This is a genomic window from Corynebacterium sp. 20-84, from assembly GCF_053479455.1.
Genome location: NZ_JBRBCB010000008.1, coordinates 40,039 through 57,025, shown reverse-complemented (window position 1 = coordinate 57,025; position 16,987 = coordinate 40,039). Strand labels below are relative to the sequence as shown.

The following is a 16,987-nucleotide window of genomic DNA, read 5'->3' as shown; positions in this document are numbered from 1 at the left end:
ACACCTTGCGGTGCCACACCCGCGGGTCCCAACGGGACGACGGCGACGGCGAGGTGGGTGCTGTCGTCGAGAAGCTTTGTTTACTCGTCGTCCTCATCCTCGTTGACCGGGACGAGCGAGATCTTGCCGCGGTTGTCGATGTCGGCGATCTCCACCTCGACCTTGTCGCCGACGTTGACCACGTCCTCCACATTCTCGATGCGCTTGTTGCCGCCGAGCTTGGAGATGTGGATCAGGCCGTCGCGGCCCGGGGTGAGCGACACGAATGCGCCGAAAGCGACCGTCTTGACCACGGTGCCGAGGTAGCGCTCGCCCACCTTCGGCTGCTGCGGGTTGGCGATCGAATTGATCTTCTCGATCGCGGCATCGGCTGCCTCGCCGGTGGCGGCGGCGACGTAGATCGTGCCGTCGTCTTCGATGGAGATGTCTGCGCCGGTGTCCTCGGTGATCTGGTTGATGGTCTTGCCCTTCGGGCCGATGACCTCGCCGATCTTGGACACCGGGACGCTCACTGTGGTGATCTTTGGGGCGAGCGGGCTCATGTCGTCCGGCCCCTCGATGATCTCAGCCATGGTGTCCAGGATCGCCTCGCGGGCGTCCTTGGCCTGGTTCAGCGCGTTCGCCAGGACATCGGACGGGATGCCGTCGAGCTTGGTGTCCAGCTGCAGAGCAGTGATGAACTCGGACGTGCCCGCGACCTTGAAGTCCATGTCGCCGAATGCGTCCTCAGCGCCGAGGATATCGGTGAGCGCGACGTACTTGGTCTCGCCGTCGATCTCGCCGGAGACCAGACCCATCGCGATGCCGGCGACCGGAGCCGCCAGCGGGACGCCGGCGTTGTACAGCGACAGCGTCGACGCGCAGACCGAGCCCATAGAGGTCGAACCGTTGGAACCGAGTGCCTCGGAGACCTGACGGATCGTGTACGGGAAGTCCTCCTTGGACGGGATCACCGGCACGAGGGCGCGCTCGGCGAGCGCACCGTGGCCGATCTCGCGTCGCTTCGGCGAACCGACGCGGCCAGTCTCGCCCGTGGAGTACGGCGGGAAGTTGTAGTGGTGGATGTAGTGCTTGGAGGTCTCCGGGTGGAGGGAATCCAGCTGCTGCTCCATCTTCAGCATGTCCAGGGTGGTCACACCCAGGATCTGGGTCTCGCCGCGCTCGAACAGAGCGGAGCCGTGAGCGCGGGGAACTAGTTCGACTTCAACGCCGAGGTCACGGATGTCGGTGACCCCGCGACCGTCGATACGGAAGCCCTCGGTGAGGATCTTGTTGCGCACGATCTGCTTCATCACCGCGTTATAAGCGGCGCGGATCTGCTTGGAGGCGTCCTCGTCGTCCTCGACCGGCAGGGAGTCCAGCAGATCAGACTCGATCTCCTCCATGTATTCGTTGGTCGCGTCGTCGCGCTCAGCCTTGCCCTTGATCGTGAGAAGCTTCGACAACTTCTTGGAAGCCTTCTTCTCCACGGCGTCGAAGATCTCGTCGCTATACGACGGGAAGAGCTGAAACTCCTGGGTCTCCTTCGCGGTGCGCTCGGCCAGACCACGCTGAGCCTCGCACAGCGTCTTGATGAACGGCTTGGCCGCCTCGAGGCCTTCCGCAACGGTGGACTCAGTCGGGGCCGGGGCGCCCTCCTCGATGAGCGAGACCACGTTGGCGCCGGCACCTGCCTCGACCATCATGATCGCGACATCTTCGACCTTCTTGCGGCCCTTCTTCTTTTCCACGATGCGACCGGCGACGACCATCTCGAAGACGGCCTGCTCGTGCTGCTCGTGGTTCGGGAAAGCGACCCACTGGCCGCCCGGGTGGTCCTCGTCAGCGATGAGCGCCATGCGCACGCCGCCGACAGCACCGGAGACCGGAAGGCCCGACAGCTGCGTTGCGGCAGAAGCACCGTTGATGGCCACAACGTCGTAGTACTCCTCCGGGTCCCAGCTCATCACGGTGATGACGACCTGGACCTCGTTGCGCAGGCCCTTGACAAAGGTCGGGCGCAGCGGACGGTCGATCAGGCGGCAGGCCAGAATCGCCTCGGTGGACGGACGGCCCTCACGGCGGAAGAAGGAGCCTGGGATCTTGCCGGCGGCGTACATGCGCTCTTCCACGTCGACGGTGAGCGGGAAGAAGTCGAAGCCCTCGCGCGGCTGGTTCGACGCGGTGGTGGTGGCCAGCAGCATCGTCTCGTCGTCGAGGTAGGTGGTCACCGAGCCGCCTGCCTGGCGTGCGAGCTGGCCGGTCTCGAACCGGACCGTGCGCTCACCGAAATCGCCGTTGTCCAGCACGGCTACTGCGTCGGTAATGCCGTATTCCTCGTCAACGTTGAATTCGACGGAATTGTCCGGGGTGTGCATCTGGTGCTTGCTCAAAAGATCCCTTTCTGGGGTTCTCGTCTCATGTGGCGATCATCGGTGCCGCCGTTGAAGGTATTTAGGTACAACAACCAGGCATGCTACCAGCAGGCATAGAGAAATGCCCAGTTCATCCGTGGGCGGGACGAACTGGGCATTTCCCGGCTACGCGGCGAGACCGACGGACTCGAGTTCCTGCATCACGCTGTCAAGCTCACCGGCACTCGGGGCGTAGCGCATCACGTCGGTGAATGCTTCCATCGCCGCCGCCGCAGTCGCGGGAGTCTGCCCCGAGTCGATCAGGTGGGCGACGACGTCTGGAGCGCCGATGCCGCCACCTGTGAGAACGCGGCTGTCAGCCGGTGCCAGTACTCCGAGCGCAGTGGCGTCGACGGGATGCTTGAACATGTTGGTGAACTTCATGGGGCTCCTTTCGTGCGAATCGTTCGTCCGCAATCAATGAGGAGCAAGTTTACCTTGCGTTCACCTTTAGTTCATAATCGTGTTGTTTTCGGAGCCGCGCAGACGGTCTACACACCCTTGCCGCCGGTGCCGAAGAGATCGATACCGAAAGTGCTAGAGATGCGCCCCTGGGCGATCCACAGAATGCCCACGACGAGGGCGACGATGATGATGCCGAAGAAGATCCAGGCCACGACCTTGTTCGGCGAGCTGCCGTCCGAGGAGTCCTTGTGGGGCACCGCGAAGCGCACGCCGAGCGCGAAGAGGATCGGCAGACCGGCTCCGAGAATCAGGCCACCGAGCGTGACCTGGAAGAGGGATTGAAGCAGTTCCATGTCGTTTTCCTTTGACGTCTCTCGTTACTCGTTACTCGTTAACAGTGGCAGGCACCTAGCGGCGCGGTGTGTTTCCGTCAGAGCCGGAGATGGACGATCCGCCCGTCTCCCCCGGAAGGTTTCTGCGGGCCGCCGAGCCACCGCGGCTGGTGTCCACGAAGTCCGCGGGTTCGCCGGAGTCGCGGCGGGGCGCTGGTGCGCCGGCGCCGACCTTCTCGTGGTTAGCTGCCTTAGCATCGGCTTCGGTGTCAGGCGTGCCGTCGCCGTCCCAGTCGTCGTTGACGTTGTCGGAGTGGATCGGGTTCTGGTGAGCGCGGTGCAGCATGTACAGGACGAGGGCCGCGAGGACAACGATGGAGAAGATTGCGCCCCCGAGCGGGCCCGTGGCGTTGGAGAGCTGCTTGGAGATCCAGAAGAGCACGCCCGCCACGAATGCGGCGATCGGCAATGTGGTGATCCAGGCGATCGCCATACGTCCTGCGACGTTCCAGCGGACCTCGGCGCCCTTCTTGCCGATGCCGGTGCCCAGGATCGAGCCAGTTGCGACGTGGGTGGTCGACAGCGCCATGCCCAGGTGGGAAGACGACAGGATGATCACGGCGGACGCGGTCTCCGCGGCCATGCCCTGCGGCGAAGAGATTTCCACGAGCCCCTTGCCCAGGGTGCGGATCACGCGCCAGCCGCCCGAGTAGGTTCCCAATGCAATCGCGGTAGCGCAGGCGAAGGTCACCCACAGCGGCATATCTGCGGAGTCCTCGAGGTGGCCGGTGGCAACCAGCGCCAGGAAGATCACGCCCATCGTCTTCTGGGCGTCCGAGGTGCCGTGGGCGAGAGCCACCAGCGATGCGGAGCCGATCTGCCCCCAACGGAAGTAGTTGTCGCGCTCCTTCTCGCGCAGCTGGGAGGTGAAAAAGTACACACCTGCCGTGCCGCACGCGGCGACGAGAGCCGCCACGACTGGGGCAGCGAGCGCGGGAACGATGATCTTGTCCAGCACGCCGTTCCACAGAACGCCGCCGAAGCCCATCGCGCCGATCGCGGCGCCGATCAGGCCGCCGAACAGCGAGTGCGAGGACGAGGACGGAATGCCGAACAACCAGGTGAACAAATTCCAGAGAATGCCACCGATCAATCCGCACAGCACAATCAACAGCAATGTGTCGGCTTGGGCATTGTCGGTCAAATCGAATTCATCGAGTTTGACGATGCCCTTGGCCACCGTCTTCGCCACCTCCACGGAGATGAACGCGCCCACGAAGTTCAGGCAGCCAGCGAGGATCACAGCCGTCTTGGGCTTCAGGGCGCCGGTGGCGATCGATGTCGCCATGGCGTTCGCGGTGTCGTGGAAACCGTTGGTGAAATCGAATGCTAGGGCGGTAACAATGATGATCAGCAGCAGGATCAGCTCGGTTGTCATACACGTGAGTATCCTCCTCCGCCCACCGCCACGCTAACCCAAATGCGGGCCGCGAAGCGCTTTCCCCGGACAAACTCTCCCCCTGGCATGCGCACATGAACAACACGTGACGCACATGGTTCACCGAGATTTAAGCCAGCGGGCACGAAAAAACGGCCACCGGAGAAAACCGGTGGCCGTCGAAAAGCGCCGTTGTTTATCGACGCAGACCCAGGCGGGCGATGAGCTCACGGTAACGCTCAACGTTGTTCTCGCGCAGGTACTTCAACAGACCGCGGCGACGGCCGACGAGCAGCAGCAGGCCACGACGGGAGTGGTGGTCGTGCTTGTGGCCCTTGAGGTGCTCGGTCAGGTTGTTGATGCGCTCGGTGAGCAGGGCAACCTGTGCCTCCGGGGAGCCGGTGTCGGTCTCGTGCAGGCCGTACTCCTTGAGGAGTTCAGCCTTCTTCTCAGTGGTCAAAGCCATTGTTGAATCTCCTTGGTTATTTCAGTTCGCATTCTGCGGATCTTCCCTCACAGGGAAGCGGTGTCGGCGACTGCTGCGAACCACAGTCATGCCGCGCTGCACTGAGCACAGCGCGGTGCCGTTACCGAGACAGTCATGCTAGCGCACGCTCACGCTCGACCGTTAATCGCGCTTATTTCGCTGCCGCAGCGAGATCCGTCAAGCGCCGCATGAACTCAGCGAGGAAGCGTTGCTTATCGACGCCGACCGCCACCTTCGCCGTCTTCTCCTCATCGTTGAGCCGCGTCTCATCGCCGATGGTGCGCCCACGCGTCTCCCCTTCGGTGTCGACCTTGAGGTTGATCGCAATGGTCTCCACGAGGCTCGGGTCGATGGCGACGCCGACTGCCAACGGGTCGTGCAGGCCGCAGCCACCCAAGTGCGGCGCTGTCGTCTTATAAGCGTCGATGTAGTAGTTCGTGGCTGCCGCGAGGAAATCTCCGCCCGGGGTGCCCAGTGCTTCCCACTTCGCTGTCTCCTCGACGGTGAGCAGCGTCTGCAGCGTGACATCGAGGCCGATCATGGTGATGTCTTTCAGGCGACGGAAGATCGCGTCGGTGGCCTCCGGGTCCTGGTTGACATTGGCTTCGGCCCACGGCGAGACATTGCCCGGAACTGTCAGAGCGCCGCCCATCATGACGATGTGGGCCTTCTCGGCGAACGTCTCGCTCACCTTCGCTGCCGCTGCGATTGTGGTGGACGGGCCGGTAGGCACGATGACGAGCTCATCGCCGTACTGCTCGACGGATTCAACGAGGAAGTCGACTGCCGACTTCGTCTCCACCGCGCGCTGAGGTTCCGGCAGCTGCGCTTCACCGACGCCGTTCTTGCCGTGAATGAACTCGGAGATCTCCAGTACCTCAAAGGAGTCTTTCGCGCTGGCGTGCCCGGGTCCGGCGTACACCGGAATATCGGTGCGGCCAAACAGTTCGAGAATGGCCAAGGTGTTGCGCACACCCGTTTCCACGAGCACGTTGCCGTAGGTACCGGTGACGCCGATCAGATCGACTTCCTCGGAGCCGAGGGCATAAGCGAGAGCGAGGGCATCATCGATGCCGGTGTCCAGATCCAGAATCATTTTGCGGGTCATGGCACACCACATTAGCCCGTGACACGCGACGGGCTAGGAATAGCTGAGGACGGCTAGGACAGGATCTCGCGGACGCGCGCGACATCGCGCGCCATGTGCTCCAACAGCTCATCGACGGAATCGAATTTGACCATGTCGCGCACTTTCGCGATGAATTCCACACGGGCGGTACGACCATACAAATCCGCATCGCGGTCAAGCACGAAGGACTCGATGGAGCGCCGGTGGTCGCCGAAGGTCGGATTGGTTCCCACCGAGATCGCTGCGCGGTAGCGGATCCCGGGTTCCATGTCGCCGTCGATGGGGCGTCCGTCTGGAAGAACCGTGAACCAGCCGGCGTAGACCCCGTCGGCGGGCACAGCCTCGGTATCGGCGGCGTACTGGTTCGCGGTCGGGTAGCCGAGCTCGCGCCCGCCGCGTCCGGCACCGCGCTCCACCTCAGCGGTCACGGAGAATTCGCGGCCGAGGAATTCAGATGCCTGGGCGACATCGCCGCCGCGCAGAGCATCGCGGATGGCGGTGGAACAGATGCGCTCGGTGCCGTCGAAAAGCAACGACACGACATCGACGTCGACGCCGTATTTCTCGCCGAGGGCGAGCATCGTCTGCGCGGTGCCGGACGCCCCTGCCCCGAAGGTGAAATTCTCCCCGACCACGACGCGCGAGGCGTGCAGGGTGTCCACGATAACGGAGCGGAAATAATCCTCAGGGCTCTCCCCTGCCAGCTCCTTGGTGAAGTCAATGACCAACAGGTGGTCGACACCGAGCTCCTCGATCAGGCGGGCGCGCTCGGCCAGTGGCAGCAGCGTGTCCGGGGTGTGCTCCGGCGCGAAGATCTTCACCGGGTGCGGGTCGAAGGTCATCACCACGCACTCCACGCCCGCCTCGTGGGCGAGGTTCACAGCGCGCCGGATGAGTTTCTGGTGGCCGCGGTGCACCCCGTCGAAGACACCGATGGTGACCACGGGGTCGCGCATATCGGCGGGAACACGGCCGAGCCCAGACAAAATATCCACGCCGGAAAGCGTAGTGCATAGTGTTGTGACTATGAACGTGGGCCAAACTGCAGATCCGCTATCCACCTCGGGCGTGGTCGTCGTCGATAAGCCAGCTGGCGTGACCAGCCATGATGTCGTGGCGAAGCTGCGTCGCTTTTTCGGCACCCGCAAGGTCGGGCACGCCGGCACGCTCGACCCGATGGCTACGGGCGTGCTCGTCGCCGGCATCGAGCGCGGGACGAAGCTGCTCGCGCACCTCGTCGCCGACGAGAAAATCTACTCCGCGACGATCCGCCTCGGCGCGTCGACGAGCACTGACGACGCCGAGGGCGACATCCTCACCGAGACGGACGCTTCGCACATCACCGACGACCAGATCATGGCGCAGGTCGCCGCGTTGACCGGCGAGATCATGCAGGTCCCGTCGAAGGTCTCCGCGATCAAGATCGACGGCAAACGCGCCCACGAGCTCGTCCGCGAGGGCAAAGAGGTCGAGATTCCGCCGCGGCCCGTCACGATCTTCAGCTTCGACGTTTCCGCGATCCGCCGCGAGGGCACCTTCGTCGACATCGATGCGCGTGTCCACTGCTCCTCGGGCACATATATCCGCTCGCTCGCGCGCGATATGGGCGAGGCGCTCGGGGTGGGTGGGCACCTGACGGCGTTGCGTCGAGAAGTCTCCGGCCCCTTCACGCTCGAGCACGCGCGCACGCTCGACGAGCTCGAGGACAACGCCGCGCTCTCGCTCACCCTCGACGAGGCGCTCACGACCGCGTGGCCCGTACTCGAGGTCACCGCCGACGAATACGCCGCGCTCGCGATGGGCAAATGGCTCGAGCCGCGCGGATTGGCCGGTGTCCACGCAGCCGTCGGTCCGGACGGACGCGCTGTCGCGCTCGTCAAAGAAAAAGGCAAGCGCTTATCGACGATCTTTGTCGCCCGACCCTCGACCCTCTAGCCCGCCGTCGACTGTGCCAGGACGAATGCCGCCGCGCAGACGTAACCACTGCGCACCATCCACCGTCCCTCGATGAACGGCACTGGGGTGGGCCGCACAAGCAGGTAGGAAATGAAGGTGCCATCAGGTCGGATGTCGATCTCCGCGTCTTCGAAGCCGAGCCACCGCAGCGTCATCGGGAACCACGTCTTGTAAGTCGCCTCCTTGGCGCAGAACAGCAGGCGATCCGCCCAGTCGTTGCCCGCGGCCTTCTGCACATCGACCCAATGGCGTTCCGGCGACCGCGCGATCTGGTCGAGCACGCCCTCTGGCAATGGCTCAGCCGGTTCCGCGTCGATTCCCACCGAACGTAGCGCGTCCGTCGGCGCGGCGACGGCAATGCGGAGTCCGTCCGTGTGAGTCAAAGAACCCGTGTAGCCCTCCGGCCACAGGGGCATGCCCTTCTCCCCTTTCAGGATGGCGCTCGCGGAATCCATGCCGAGCTCCCGCAGCGCCTGGTGCGCACACCAACGGGCATCGCCGAATTCGCCCTTGCGGTCATCCACCGCCCGGCTCACCACCACGCGTTCAGCCGGGTGCAGCTCGTTGTAATTCGTCAGGTCACCATTGGAATCCGTGCGCATGAACACCACGCGCGCGGGAGCAGGAAAGAGCTTTTCGACGATCACCGCTCCACCTCCATCACCGGATACGGCCACGCCGACGGATTTTTCCTGCGCCTCCACTCGTCGGGGTACCCCAGTGAGACTTCGACGTGGTCTACACCGTCGATTGTCTGCACGCCCGGCATGTGCAGGTGCCCGTAGATGACGGCCTGAGCGTTGTACCGCGTCGCCCACCCCCTGGTGTGCCGGGTGCCGCACCACAGGGCAGCTTCGCGCCACCACATCTTGTCGGTCGGTTCCTGCACGAGGGGCCAGTGATTGATGAGGATCGTCGGGCCGTCGATACGCGAGAGCCGCCGCGTCGAATACGCCAGGCGGTCCCAGCACCAAGCGCGGATATCCGTGAACGGCGCGATGGCCACCTCGTCGGTGAACACGACCTCGTTCTTCTTCGCCGCGGCGAGCGCCTCCTCAACCGTCGTGGTGGGCGGACGGAACGAATAGTCGTAGAGCGTGAAAAGCGGCACGATGGTCACCCCGCCGAAGACCGGGTACGGATCCTCCGGCGTGATCACACCGAGGCCGCGCAGCCGGTTGACCAGGTCGGTGTATTTCTCACGGCCTTTGTAGCGGTCCGTGCCGCGGGCGAAGAGTTCGTGGTTTCCCGGCACCCAGATCACCGTGTCGAAGCGCTGCACCAGCTTCGCCATGACCTGGACGACCAACTCCGTGCGCTCGGCGACATCGCCGGCGACGATCAGCCAGTCGGACGGGTCCGCCGGAACGATGTCATCGACGCGCGGACGGTTGGCCTTCACGGCGGCGTGAAGGTCCGAAACGGCCCACAGTGTCGTAGTCATGTCTTCCTTTTTAGTCTTCCGGCGTATCGATTTTCGCCCACCGCATGGAGTAGAAACGCCACACATCGCCCACCAGGCGCAGCACCACCATCGCGGTCAGGCCACACCAGATACCGGCCAACCCGGTCTCCGCCCAGTACGCGATGGCGATGCCCGGCAGGAAGCCGAGCAGCACCGAACCGAGGGTGAGGGTGCGCAAGAACGCCGCATCCCCCGCGCCCAGCAACACGCCGTCGAGCGCGAACAGGACACCGCCTGCAGCGATCATCGCGATGAGCAGCCACCACGGCACCGCCATCGCGCCCAGAACCGCCTCATCGGTGGTGAACAGCCCGCGGATGAACGGTCCGCCGATCGCGAAGACACCCGCCAATGTGAGTGCGAACCATAGCGACAGGCGGGTGGCTTTCTCGCCGACGGCGCGGGCATCGTCGATACGCCCCGTGCCCAACGCCGAGCCGGTGAGCGTCTGCGCCGCAATCGCCAGCGAGTCGAGCACGAGCGTCAGGAAATTCCACAGTTGCAGCATCACCTGGTGCGCCGCCAGCGCGGCGACACTCACCCGGCCTGCCACCGCCGCCGCGGACACGAAAGCGACCTGGAACGACAACGACCGCAGAATCAGATCCCGGCCGAGCACCAGCTGCCGGGCGATGACTTTTCCGTCCGGCTTCCACGACCCCTTGTGAACGTGAATCAGCGCTCCCAAAAACCCCGCCGCGGTCAGCCCCATGCCGATGACATTGGCCACCGCTGAACCGACCAGACCGAAGCGAGCCACCAAAAATGGCAGTGCCGCCGCCCCGGGTATCAGGCCGCACAGCGTCAGGTAGAACGGCAGTTTGGTGTTCTGGATCCCACGCAACCACCCGTTGCCAGCCATGATGATCAGCGTCAGGGGAATCGCCAGCGCTGCCACGCGCATCCAACGCACCGCCATGTCGGCAGTGGCTGGATCGTTGGTGAGAAACAGCGCGATCGGGTGCGCAAATATCCATACCAAGGAAGCGAGCAGCAATCCGACGCCGAGCGCCACCCACGTGGCCTGGACGCCCTCCGCAATGGCCCGCTGCGTCTTCCCGGCCCCGTAGAACCGGGCCGATCGGGCAGTCGTGCCATAAGACAGGAACGTCAACTGAGTCGTCACCGTCGACTGCACCGTGGCACCCGCCGCCAACGCAGCCAGTTCGCCGGCGCCCAACCGGCCGATCACCGCGGTGTCCAACAGCAGGTACAGCGGATTCGCAGCGAGCACACCGAGCGCCGGCAACGCGAGCGCCAGAACGCGGCGCAGCGTCACCGTGGTGTCGATAGGTGTCTGGGAAGTCGTGTCGGTGTCCGTCACAGCGCCGAGGCCATCTCCTCGACGGTGCGGCGCAGCGCTTCAATCCCGTCGTCGACCGGCCCCGCCACGGAATACCCGGCTGCCGGAACGTGTCCGCCGCCTCCGTGCGCAGCCGCGACTTCCGCGACATTCACCACCGTCGAGCGCAGCGACACCGACCAGTAACCGGGGTGGATTTCCTTGAACACCACACCGATATCGCTGCCTGTCAAAGCGCGCGAATACTCGATGATGGACTCCACAGCGGTCTGGTGCATGCCGGAGAGATGAGCATCGTCGATACGCAGCACGGACATCGTGAGCGATCCCGCGGCGAGCGTTGTCATTCCCGCCATGACTTCGCCCATCAGCTTCAAATCGTCCGCCGACACGGCATCCATCAAGTCCAGGGCGGCTGAACGCGGCTCCACGCCGTGGTCGAGCAGCTCCTCCGCGAGACGGTGCATGCGCGGGGTACCCCACCGGAAACTGCCTGTATCCGTGACCAGACCCGCATACAGGCAGTACGCGATGTCCGGGGTGAGCTCCACACCCAGGTAGTGCATGAGTTCGCGGATGATCACCGTCGTCGACTCCGACGGAAGAATCAGGTTCATCCCGCCGAAGCCAGGATTGGACGCGTGATGGTCGATCACGATCACACGCGACGGATCCGCCTCCAACGCCGGGCGCAGACGCCCAGTGCGGTCCAGCGACGCGCAATCCGTGGTCACGACAAGACCATCATCGGGAAGCTCGTCACCGAGAATGACCTCGTTCACACCAGGGATCGTGGAGAGATTCTCCGGCCACGGCGAATTTTGCCCGATCCGCACATCCACCGTGACGCCGAGCGCGCGCAACGACAAAGCCAGTGCCGAGGCCGAACCAACGGCATCGGCATCGGGACGGATGTGCGTGACCACGTGCACTTTCTCAGCGTCTTTCAGACGCGCCGCCACGGCCGCGAATTCGCCCTCCCCGGGCACGAAGAGATGGTTGGCCGCCATCTATTCGTCCCTCGTCTTGTACGGATCAGCCTCACCCGCCGGCGTGGCGTTCTTCTTCAGCTCCGCGAGCTCTTCATCGCGGGCGCGGGCGCGCGCCAGCAGCTCTTCCATGCGTGCCGACGCCTCCGGCACCGTATCCACCTCGAAGCTCAGCGTCGGGGTGAACCGGACACCCAGCTCATCGCCCATGATCTTGCGGAGCTGGCCGCGGGCGCGGTGCAGCGCCTCGGCAGCCTGGTCCAGGTCGGGCTCGTCATCGATGTCTGCGCCGCGGACCGTGTAAAACACAGTCGCATCGTGCAGGTCGCCGGTGACGCGGACATCCGTGACGGTCACCAGCTCCAGACGGCGGTCCTTGATCTGGCGCTCGATGGCGCTGGCCACGATTGTCTGAATCCGCTTGGCCAAACGCTGCGCGCGAGTGTTATCAGCCACAGTGATTCCCCTTCCTGCTCTCCAAAATCAGCTTCCCTAGTGTAGCGCCCCTCACCAACACCCACGCCCCGCGGGCGTGGAAGCCAGCGGGGCGTGGGTGAAGCGGAGACGTCGATAAGCGGCGTGTGCGTTAGGAACGCGGAACCTCGACCATCTCGTAGACCTGGATCTCGTCGTCGACCTGGATGTCCGGGTAGGACAGCACCATGCCGCACTCGTAACCCTTGTCCACCTCGGTGACGTCGTCCTTCTCGCGGCGGAGCGAATCGATCGTCGCATCCGGCGTGACCACGTTGCCGTCGCGCACAAGGCGGACCTTCGACCCGCGCTTGACCTTGCCGGACGTGACCATGCAGCCCGCGATGAGGCCGACAGCGGAAGCCTTGAAGATCTGGCGGATCTCCGCGGTACCGAGGTCGCGCTCTTCGTAGATGGGTTTGAGCATGCCCTTGAGCGCTGCCTCCATGTCGTCGATGACCTGGTAGATCACCGAGTAGTAGCGGATCTCCACGCCCTCTTCGTTGGCTTCCTCGGTGGCCTTGCCCTCGGAGCGGACGTTGAAGGCGATGATCACCGCGTCGGAAGCCGCAGCCAGCGACACGTTGGTCTGGGTCACAGCACCGACACCGCGGTCGATGATGTTGACCTGCACCTCGTCGTCCACCTCGATCTTGAGCAGAGCCTCCTCGAGGGCTTCCACCGAACCGGCGTTGTCGCCCTTGAGGATGAGGTTGAGCGTGCTCGTCTCCTTGAGCGCCTGGTCCAGGTTCTCCAGGGAGACACGCTTCTTCTTGCGGGCCTGCATCGCCGCACGCTGACGCGCGTCACGCTGTGCAGCGATCTGGCGTGCCACGCGGTCGTCCTCGACCACGAGCAGGTTGTCGCCCGGGCCCGGAACGCCGTTGAGACCCTGGACCTGAACCGGGCAGGACGGGCCTGCCTCTTCGACGTCGTTGCCCCACTCGTCGATCATGCGGCGCACGCGGCCGAAGTTGCCGCCGACGACAATAGAATCGCCGACGCGCAGCGTACCGCGCTGAACGATGACCGTGGAGACCGGGCCGCGGCCGCGGTCCAGGTGGGACTCGATGGCCAGACCCTGAGCGTCCATGTCCGGGTTCGCCGTCAGCTCAAGTGCGGCATCTGCGGTGAGCAGGACTGCCTCGAGCAGGTCGTCGATGCCCGTGCCCTGCTTAGCGGAGATGTCGATGAACATCGTGTCACCGCCGTACTCCTCCGGCACGAGGTCGTACTCGGTCAGCTGACCGCGGATCTTGTCCGGCTGAGCCTCCGGCTTATCCACCTTGTTCACGGCGACCACGATCGGCAGCTCCGCTGCCTTGGCGTGGTTGATCGCCTCGACGGTCTGCGGCATCACGCCGTCGTCCGCCGCCACAACGAGGATGGCAAGGTCGGTCGACTTGGCACCGCGGGCACGCATAGCGGTGAACGCCTCGTGACCCGGGGTATCCAGGAAGGTGATCTTGCGCGGCTCGTCGTCCAGGGTGACCTCGGTCTGGTACGCACCGATGCCCTGGGTAATGCCGCCGGCCTCGCCGCGACCAACGTTCGCGTTGCGGATCGAGTCCAGCAGTCGCGTCTTACCGTGGTCGACGTGACCCATGACGGACACCACCGGCGGGCGCTGCTCGAGGGCCTCTTCGCCGCCCTCGTCCTCGCCGAACTGGAGGTCGAAGGACTCGAGCAGCTCGCGGTCCTCGTCCTCCGGCGAGACGATCTGCACCTCGTAGTTGATCTCGGCGCCCAGCAGCTGCAGTGTCTCCTCGGAGACAGACTGCGTCGCCGTCACCATCTCGCCCAGGTTGAACAGCGCCTGGACGAGGTTCGATGCCTCGGTACCGATCTTCTCGGCCAGGTCGGACAGGGTTGCGCCCTGACGCAGACGCACGGTCTTGCCACCGCCGTCCGGCAGGCGGACGCCGCCCACGACGTTCGGTGCGTGCATCTCCTCGTACTCGTGGCGCTTCTGACGCTTGGACTTACGTCCCTTGCCAGGTGCGCCACCCGGACGACCGAATGCGCCAGCGGTGCCGCCGCGACGACCGCCGCGACCACGGAAACCGCCGCCTCCCATCGGGCCGCCACCGCGACCGCGACCACCAGGTCCGCCCGGACCACCGTGGCCGCGTCCGCCGCCACGACGTCCGGCAGCGCGCGACGGCATCTGCGCCGGATTCGGGTGGTTCGCCATATCTGCCGGGCTCGGTGCACCGGAGCGGGAACCGCCGCCACCTGAACGGCCACCCTGGCCGCCCGGACGGGGTGCCTGGTCACCGCGGCGCTTCTGCTGGCCACCGGCACCGCCGCGACCGCCACCGGGACGCGGCTGCGGGCGCGGGCCGCCCGAGTTAGAAGAGAACGGGTTATTTGCCACGCGCGGACGACCGCCCGGCTTCGGCATCGGACGCGGCATCGGCGCTGCGCCGCCCTCAGCACCCGGCTTCGGGCCCGGCTTCGCGGCAGGCTTCGGCCCCGGGGCAGCAGGCTTCGGCCCCGGCTTAGCGGCGCCCGGTTTCGGTGCGTCCTTCGCAGCGGGCTTCGGTCCCGGCTTGGCGGCAGGCTTCGCAGCCGGCTTCGGCCCCGGCTTAGCGGCGCCCGGTTTCGGTGCGTCCTTCGCAGCGGGCTTCGGTCCCGGCTTAGCAGCAGGCTTCGCAGCCGGCTTCGGCGCATCGGCCTTGGTGCCAGCCGACTTGGCAGCCGACGGTTTCGCAGCCGACGGCTTGGCGGCAGGCTTCTTCGCCGCGGGCTTCTTCGCCCCGGCGGACGGCTTCTTGCCGGCAGCCTTATCGTCCTTTGCGCCGTCGCCGCGCTCTTCATAGAGCGCCTTCATCTTCTTCACCACCGGCGGTTCGATGGTGGAGGATGCGGTCTTGACGAACTCGCCTTCCTCTTTCAGGGTGGCGAGCAATTCCTTACTTGTTACGCCGAGCTGTTTTGCCAGTTCGTGAACGCGTAGCTTTCCGGACACGTATCTCCTCTTGGTTTGGCTAGAGGCGACTGTCCGCTGCTACGCGGCAGGCCTCTAGACGATGGTCATGACGTTCATCGCTGATGCTTCATGGTCTGCTTCATGGTTGAAGACTCATCAGTTCTTTAGTCCTTTTCACTTACTGTGCGGAATTTCTTCCGCGATGTACTTGCGTACTGCGCTGGTGTCCACGTTCGCGGACACCCGGAGGGCCCGCCCGAAGGCGCGGCGTTGCTCCGCTAGCTCACATGCCTGGGTGGTGGGTGTGATCCATGCGCCACGGCCGGGAAGTTTGCGTCCCGGGTCCGGGATGATCCGCGTGGGATCGTCGGGGTCGACGACGACGCGCAAAAGCTGAGTGTCCGGCCGCGCCTCGCGCGTGGCTATGCACGTCCGGGTTCGTGTCGGATTACTCATTTTCGCTTATCGACGCCTCCCGCCCCGCCACCTCGGCAGAATTGAAGCCAAGGTTCAACCATACGCCATTGGCGCCCGGAACTGTAACTTGTTGTTCACTTTCGCCGGAACGAATTACACCGGCTGGATTTCACCTTCGGCTATTTGCCCCGGGCTGGCTAGCTCGCGCGGTCGGTGTCGGAGTGAATGTCGATCTTCCAACCGGTAAGACGCGCCGCCAAGCGGGCGTTCTGACCTTCGCGGCCGATCGCCAGCGACAGCTGGTAATCCGGCACGGTCACTCGCGCTGCTTGCCCCTCGAGGTCGAGGATATCGACCTTGATCACCTTGGACGGGGCGAGCGAGTTGCCCACGTACACGGCCGGGTCGTCGGAGTAGTCGACGATGTCGATCTTCTCCCCGTTCAGGCCCTCCATGATGTTGGTCACGCGTGCACCGCGCGGGCCGATGCACGCACCCTTGGCGTTGATGCCTTTCACGGCGCCTTTCACAGCGACCTTGGAGCGGTGGCCAGCTTCGCGGGCGATACCGACGATCTCCACCGAGCCGTCCTCCACCTCCGGCACTTCGAGCGCGAAGAGTCCACGGACGAGTTCCGGGTGCGTGCGCGACAGGTTGACGGTGGTGTTGCGCTCGCCGGAGGTCACTCCCACGACATAGGCCTTCACGCGGTCCCCGTGCTCGAGCTTCTCGCCCGGGATCTGCTCCGCCGGAAGCAGGATGCCGTCCTGCGGGTTCGCCTCGGTGCCCAGCTGCACGACGACGATCCCGCGAGCATTCGCGTTCGCGTCGCGCTGCACGATGCCGGAGACCACCTTGCCCTCGAGTTCCGAGTATTCGTCGTAGGCGCGGGTCGCCTCAGCCGAACGCATGCGCTTCAAGATCGCTTCACGCACAGCCAGCGCACCAACACGCGAGAAATTCACCGGGGTGTCGTCATATTCGGAGACGATATTGCCTTCGTCATCGAGCTCGCTGACCATGACAGCGACCTGGCCAGTCTCAGTGTCGATATCCACTCGTGCCTTCGAGCCGTCCTCCGCGTTCGCGCCACTGTCCCCGCGGGTCTCGCGGTAGGCGTGCAAAAGTGCCGTGGCGATCGTGGTCAGCAGGTCGTCGACCGGGATGCCGGCTTCCTTCTCAATGCCTTCGAGTGCAGCGATATCGATATTCACTTGTCGTCCTTACTTACGTGGGTCGTGCTTCGTTGAAAGTGAGTCTTTCTCGG

Annotated in this window: 16 protein-coding genes; 1 reads left to right on the top strand and 15 read right to left on the bottom strand. The window is 64.7% G+C overall.

Annotation, left to right across the window (positions count from 1 at the left end; genetic code table 11):
• Nucleotides 1-80 precede the first annotated feature (80 nt).
• The 7 genes from ACUY2Y_RS07400 to ACUY2Y_RS07370 all read right to left on the bottom strand — a co-directional run bounded on the left by ACUY2Y_RS07400 (nt 81) and on the right by ACUY2Y_RS07370 (nt 7,179).
• On the bottom strand, nt 81-2,357 hold the full coding sequence (locus tag ACUY2Y_RS07400; protein ID WP_448325516.1) for a polyribonucleotide nucleotidyltransferase: 2,277 nt from the start codon (nt 2,355-2,357) through the stop codon (nt 81-83).
• Between the two features lie 162 nt (nt 2,358-2,519).
• Nucleotides 2,520-2,777, bottom strand: coding sequence for a hypothetical protein (locus ACUY2Y_RS07395; RefSeq protein WP_296145890.1), 258 nt, complete (start codon nt 2,775-2,777; stop codon nt 2,520-2,522).
• A 107-nt stretch (nt 2,778-2,884) separates the two neighbouring features.
• The gene (locus ACUY2Y_RS07390; RefSeq protein WP_296145887.1) at nt 2,885-3,151 is read right to left on the bottom strand and encodes a hypothetical protein; all 267 of its coding nucleotides are present in this window, start codon (nt 3,149-3,151) and stop codon (nt 2,885-2,887) included.
• A 55-nt stretch (nt 3,152-3,206) separates the two neighbouring features.
• Nucleotides 3,207-4,568 (bottom strand): anion permease, encoded by a 1,362-nt coding sequence (locus ACUY2Y_RS07385; RefSeq protein ID WP_448325450.1) that lies wholly within the window; start codon nt 4,566-4,568, stop codon nt 3,207-3,209.
• A 196-nt stretch (nt 4,569-4,764) separates the two neighbouring features.
• The gene (gene rpsO / locus ACUY2Y_RS07380; protein WP_448325449.1) at nt 4,765-5,034 is read right to left on the bottom strand and encodes a 30S ribosomal protein S15; all 270 of its coding nucleotides are present in this window, start codon (nt 5,032-5,034) and stop codon (nt 4,765-4,767) included.
• 172 nt (nt 5,035-5,206) lie between these two features.
• A complete protein-coding gene (locus ACUY2Y_RS07375) occupies nt 5,207-6,163 on the bottom strand; it encodes a nucleoside hydrolase (protein WP_448325448.1) in 957 nt (318 codons plus the stop codon).
• A 53-nt stretch (nt 6,164-6,216) separates the two neighbouring features.
• Nucleotides 6,217-7,179: a bifunctional riboflavin kinase/FAD synthetase gene (locus ACUY2Y_RS07370; protein ID WP_448325447.1), complete on the bottom strand. Its 963-nt coding sequence runs from the start codon at nt 7,177-7,179 to the stop codon at nt 6,217-6,219.
• Nucleotides 7,180-7,210: 31 nt separating this feature from the next.
• On the opposite strand from ACUY2Y_RS07370, the gene truB reads away from it, so the two are divergent.
• Nucleotides 7,211-8,119: a tRNA pseudouridine(55) synthase TruB gene (truB, locus tag ACUY2Y_RS07365; RefSeq protein ID WP_448325446.1), complete on the top strand. Its 909-nt coding sequence runs from the start codon at nt 7,211-7,213 to the stop codon at nt 8,117-8,119.
• Here truB and ACUY2Y_RS07360 read toward each other — a convergent pair.
• The 8 genes from ACUY2Y_RS07360 to nusA all read right to left on the bottom strand — a co-directional run bounded on the left by ACUY2Y_RS07360 (nt 8,116) and on the right by nusA (nt 16,934).
• Nucleotides 8,116-8,787: a 4'-phosphopantetheinyl transferase family protein gene (locus ACUY2Y_RS07360; protein ID WP_448325515.1), complete on the bottom strand. Its 672-nt coding sequence runs from the start codon at nt 8,785-8,787 to the stop codon at nt 8,116-8,118. The genes truB and ACUY2Y_RS07360 overlap by 4 nt on opposite strands.
• Entirely contained in the window at nt 8,784-9,584 is an 801-nt protein-coding gene (locus ACUY2Y_RS07355; RefSeq protein WP_448325445.1) for a metallophosphoesterase family protein, read from the bottom strand. Before ACUY2Y_RS07355 ends, ACUY2Y_RS07360 begins: the two co-directional genes overlap by 4 nt.
• Before the next feature lie 10 nt (nt 9,585-9,594).
• The gene (locus tag ACUY2Y_RS07350; protein ID WP_448325444.1) at nt 9,595-10,929 is read right to left on the bottom strand and encodes an MATE family efflux transporter; all 1,335 of its coding nucleotides are present in this window, start codon (nt 10,927-10,929) and stop codon (nt 9,595-9,597) included.
• Nucleotides 10,926-11,918 (bottom strand): DHH family phosphoesterase, encoded by a 993-nt coding sequence (locus ACUY2Y_RS07345; RefSeq protein ID WP_448325443.1) that lies wholly within the window; start codon nt 11,916-11,918, stop codon nt 10,926-10,928. Before ACUY2Y_RS07345 ends, ACUY2Y_RS07350 begins: the two co-directional genes overlap by 4 nt.
• Complete coding sequence (gene rbfA, locus ACUY2Y_RS07340) at nt 11,919-12,353, bottom strand: 30S ribosome-binding factor RbfA (RefSeq protein WP_259902050.1); 435 nt, start codon at nt 12,351-12,353, stop codon at nt 11,919-11,921.
• 130 nt (nt 12,354-12,483) lie between these two features.
• Entirely contained in the window at nt 12,484-15,342 is a 2,859-nt protein-coding gene (infB, locus tag ACUY2Y_RS07335; protein ID WP_448325442.1) for a translation initiation factor IF-2, read from the bottom strand.
• 135 nt (nt 15,343-15,477) lie between these two features.
• Nucleotides 15,478-15,759 (bottom strand): YlxR family protein, encoded by a 282-nt coding sequence (locus ACUY2Y_RS07330; RefSeq protein ID WP_210571813.1) that lies wholly within the window; start codon nt 15,757-15,759, stop codon nt 15,478-15,480.
• A gap of 158 nt (nt 15,760-15,917) precedes the next feature.
• Nucleotides 15,918-16,934: a transcription termination factor NusA gene (nusA, locus tag ACUY2Y_RS07325; RefSeq protein WP_296145855.1), complete on the bottom strand. Its 1,017-nt coding sequence runs from the start codon at nt 16,932-16,934 to the stop codon at nt 15,918-15,920.
• Nucleotides 16,935-16,987: the final 53 nt, after the last annotated feature.